This is a genomic window from Achromobacter sp. Marseille-Q0513 (genome assembly GCF_018195695.1).
Classification (GTDB): domain Bacteria; phylum Pseudomonadota; class Gammaproteobacteria; order Burkholderiales; family Burkholderiaceae_B; genus Achromobacter.
On sequence record NZ_JAGTJY010000303.1, the window covers coordinates 1 to 4,017 of the forward strand.

The 4,017-nt window shown below is 70.4% G+C and carries 3 protein-coding genes; 1 reads left to right on the forward strand and 2 read right to left on the reverse strand.

Annotation, left to right across the window (positions count from 1 at the left end; all coding sequences use genetic code 11):
• Positions 1-244: 244 nt before the first annotated feature.
• Positions 245-1,510, reverse strand: a complete 1,266-nt coding sequence (locus tag KDH83_RS29850) for a 4-aminobutyrate--2-oxoglutarate transaminase (protein ID WP_212322468.1) — start codon at positions 1,508-1,510, stop codon at positions 245-247.
• 155 nt (positions 1,511-1,665) lie between these two features.
• On the opposite strand from KDH83_RS29850, the gene KDH83_RS29855 reads away from it, so the two are divergent.
• The gene (locus tag KDH83_RS29855; protein WP_212322474.1) at positions 1,666-3,111 is read left to right on the forward strand and encodes a PLP-dependent aminotransferase family protein; all 1,446 of its coding nucleotides are present in this window, start codon (positions 1,666-1,668) and stop codon (positions 3,109-3,111) included.
• A 29-nt stretch (positions 3,112-3,140) separates the two neighbouring features.
• Here KDH83_RS29855 and KDH83_RS29860 read toward each other — a convergent pair.
• A partial coding sequence (locus KDH83_RS29860) for a DUF72 domain-containing protein (protein WP_212322471.1) occupies positions 3,141-4,017 on the reverse strand: 877 nt, incomplete at its 5' end.

Consider the following 4,017-nt stretch of genomic DNA (forward strand, 5'->3'; position numbering starts at 1 on the left):
TAAGTCTCCTAGAGGGTTTGGGCCAGTGTTGGGCCCACCCCCGAAGCGCTGCGCGCTTCCCCCTCCAGGGGGCATGCTGGCGGACCGGCGGAGCCGGATCCGCGGCATCCCGATTTTGGGGGGACGGCCGTTTCAGGGGGCGTGGGGCGGCGCGATGGCGCCGTGTAAACGGATATCCGGCCGGGGCGGGCTCAGCCCTTTCGGGCTGGCGCCACCGGCCGGATGATCGGGGTGTGCCCGGTTCTTATGCTGCCAGCGCCTCGGACAGGATGTCCAGCGCGCGGGCGAACTGGGCGTCGGGAATGGTCAGGGGGTACAGGAAGCGCAGCACGTTGCCGTACACGCCGCAGCTCAGCAGGATCAGGCCGCGCTCCATGGCGCGCGCCTGCACGCGCTTGACGGCGTCGGCGTCCGGCTTGCCGGTGGCCGGGTCGTTCAGTTCCAGCGCCACCATCGAACCCAGGCCGCGCACGTCGACGATGCCGGGAACCTTGGCGCGCAGGCCTTCGAGATGGGCGCGCAGCTTGTCGCCCAGCTGGACGGCGCGCTCGCACAGTTTTTCCTCGGCGATCACGTCCAGCACCGCGTGCGCGGCGGCCACGGCCAGCGGGTTGCCGGCGTAGGTGCCGCCCAGGCCGCCGGCGGCGGGCGCGTCCATGACGTCGGCGCGGCCCACCACGCCCGAGATCGGCATGCCGCCGCCCAGGCTCTTGGCCATGGTGATGAGGTCGGCCTGCACCGAGTGGTGTTCCATCGCGTACAGCTTGCCGGTGCGGCCGAAGCCGGTCTGGACTTCATCGGCGATCAGCAGGATGCCGTGCTCGTCGCAGAGCTTGCGCAGCGCGGTCATCAGTTCGGGCGGGGTGATGTTGAAGCCGCCTTCGCCCTGCACGGGTTCGATGATGATGGCGGCGACGCGCTTGGGATCGATGTCGACCTTGAACAGCAGGTCCAGCGCCTTGAGCGAGTCGGCCACCGTGATGCTCTGGGTGCCGTTGGGGAAGGGCACGTGGTAGACGTCGCCCGGCATGGGGCCGAAGGACAGCTTGTACGGGGCGACCTTGCCGGTCAGCGCCATGCCCATCATGGTGCGGCCGTGGAAGGCGCCGGAGAAGGCGATCACGCCCGAGCGGCCGGTGGCCGAGCGCGCGATCTTGATGGCGTTCTCGACGGCCTCGACGCCGGTGGTGAAGAAGGCGCTCTTCTTCAGGCCGTCGATGGGGGCCAGGCGGTTGATGCGTTCGGCCAGCGAGATGTAGCCCTCGTAGGGCACGATCTGGTAGGCGGTGTGCGTGAAGTTGTCGAGCTGGGCCGAGATGGCGGCCTTGACCTTGGGATGCAGGTGGCCGGTGTTCAGCACGGCGATGCCGCCGGCGAAGTCGATGTATTCCTTGCCGGCGGCGTCCCACAGCGTGGCGTTCTCGGCGCGCACGGCATAGAAATCGCACATCACGCCGACGCCGCGCGGCGTGGCCAGGGAACGGCGGGTATTCAGATCCTGATTCTTCATCTCAGCCTCGCATCGCGGGTAAAGGGTTAGCCGCTAATTTAATGCTACGATGGCCCCATTGTTGGGAACCACTTTTGTAAAACAGGTAGAACCAATTGCGTTCCATCGTAGGCGACCTGCTGCTGCTTCGGCTGGCCGAGGCCAGCGCCGAGCCGATGAACCGGCGGCTGTACCGCGGCCTGCGCGAAGCCATCCTGGAAGGCGCCATCGCCGCCGATACCCGCCTGCCGGCCTCGCGCGACCTGGCGGCCGAGCTGGGCATCGCCCGCAACACCGTGGTCCACGTCTACAGCCAACTGCTGGCCGAGGGCTATACCCGCAGCCGGCAGGGCAACGGCACCTTCGTCAACGCCTCGCTGCCGGACTCGTTCCTGAGCAGCGGACGGCGCGCCCGCCTGGCGGCCGCGCCGCAGCCGCGTCCGGCGCTGTCGCCGCGCGGCGCGGCCATCGTCGACGGCGCCTCGGCCTCGCCCTACCAATGGGGCGCCTTCATGCCGGGCGTGCCCGACCTGACCGAGTTCCCGCACCGCAAGTTCGGCCGCATCGTCAGTGCGCTGTGGCGCAATCCGCCGCCCGACCTGCTCACCTACGCCCATGGCGGCGGGCTGCCGGCGCTGCGCGAGGCGCTGGCGCAGCATCTGGCGCTGACGCGCTCGATCGATTGCGATCCCGAACAGATCATCATCACCGAAGGCTCGCACCAGGCCATCGACCTGGCCTCGCGCATCCTGGGCGATCCGGGCGAGGTGGCCTGGGTCGAGGACCCGGGCTATTGGGGGGCGCGCACCGTGCTGCAGGCCAATGGCCTGCGCATCCGCCATCTGCCTGTGGACGAGGAAGGCATGCAGGTGCCGCAGGAAGCCGGCGGCGAACCGCCGCGCTTCATCTTCGTCACGCCGTCGCATCAATATCCGCTGGGGCCGGTGATGTCGCTGGCGCGCCGCCGCCAGCTGCTGGCGGTCGCGCGGCGCCATGGCAGCTGGATCATCGAGGACGACTACGACAGCGAGTTCCGCTTCTCGGGGCGACCCATCGCCTCGCTGCTGGGGCTGGAGCCGGACGCGCCCGTGATCTACATGGGCACCTTCAGCAAGACGCTGTACCCGGGGCTGCGCGTGGGCTATCTGGTGTTGCCGCGTCCGCTGGTGGCGGCATTCCAGGCGGCGCACGCCGAGCTGTACCGCGAGGGTCACCAGATGACGCATGCCGCGCTGGCGGCCTTCATCGCGGACGGCCACTACGCCGCGCACATCCGGCGCATGCGCATGCTCTACGGCCGCCGCCGCGCCATGCTGGTCAACCTGATCGAGCGCCGCCTGGGCGCCGATTGGCTGCACCGCGACGCCAGCCTGGCCGGGCTGCATCTGGTGCTGACGCTGCCACCCGACATGGACGACCTGCGCGTGGTCGAGGAGGCGCGCGCGCGCGGCGTGCTGACGCGTCCGCTGTCGCGCTACTACGCGGACCCGGCGCTGCGGCGTCCGGGGCTGCTGCTGGGTTTTGCCTGCGTGCCCGAGCAGGACATCGCGCGCAAGTTCGAGGTGCTGCTGGACAGCCTGGCGGAGGTGGCGCGCAAGCCGGCGCGCGCGGCCCGCGCTTGAGCCGCCAAGCGCGCATCGGCGACCGCGTCTCAGAACCCCGGCAGCGCCGCCGCGAACGCGGCCGCGTTGCGCATGCCCTGGTCCTCGAAATTGGTGTTGAAGACGGCGTGCGCCTGCGCGCTTTGCGCGGCCAGCCGGGAAAAGCGCTCGGCCAGCTCCGCCAGCTCGGCCTCGGAATACTCGTACTGGAAGCGTCCCGACGAGGCTTGCGTGGTCCGGTTCCAGGCGGCCGCGTTGCGGCCATGCAGCCGCAACAGCGTCAGCTCTGGATGCGTGCTTGCCCAGACGGCGGGCACGCTGTTCTCCGGCCCGGCGGGCGCGTCGACCACCGTGTGCACCGCGCCCAGCTCGCGCAGCAGCGCCAGCGTGCCGGCCGTCGCGGCGGCGCTGTCGAACCAGCTGCGGTGGCGCAGCTCGATGGAGACCAGGTGCTCGTCCATGCGCCGCGCCGCCTCGGCCAGCGCCGCGTGGCCGCGCGCGTCGCGCCGTATCCAGGGCGGGAACTGGAAATGCACGGCGCCCAGCTTGCCCGGCAGGCGCAGCGGCTCCAGCGCCAGCGTGTAGCGCCGCCAGAGTTCGTCGCGCAGCTCGCCGGGCACGTCGTTGTAGTAGATGAACGGATCCGGCCAACCGTCGAGCTCCGCGCGGATGTCGGGGGGCAGGGCGGACAGCGGCGTCTGGTGGCCGGTGAACAGCCGGAACGCCTTGATGTTGAAGACGAAGCCGTCCGGCGTGCGCTGGTCCCAGCGCCAGGCGTTCTCGGCCGTGGGCAGCGCGTAGTAGCTGGAATCGATCTCGACCAGCGGGAAGCGCGCCGCGTAGTAGCGCAGCCGGGCCTCGGCGTTGGCGGCCACGGCCGGCGGATAGAAGCGGCCGCAGGCCAGCAGCGTGGGATCGGTCCAGGAG

Bases quoted from the DNA above. Each gene is read 5' to 3' on its own strand.
- KDH83_RS29855 (WP_212322474.1), top strand. From the start codon at position 1,666: ATGAACCGGCGGCTGTACCGCGGCCTGCGCGAAGCCATCCTGGAAGGC.
- KDH83_RS29850 (WP_212322468.1), bottom strand. From the start codon at position 1,510: ATGAAGAATCAGGATCTGAATACCCGCCGTTCCCTGGCCACGCCGCGC.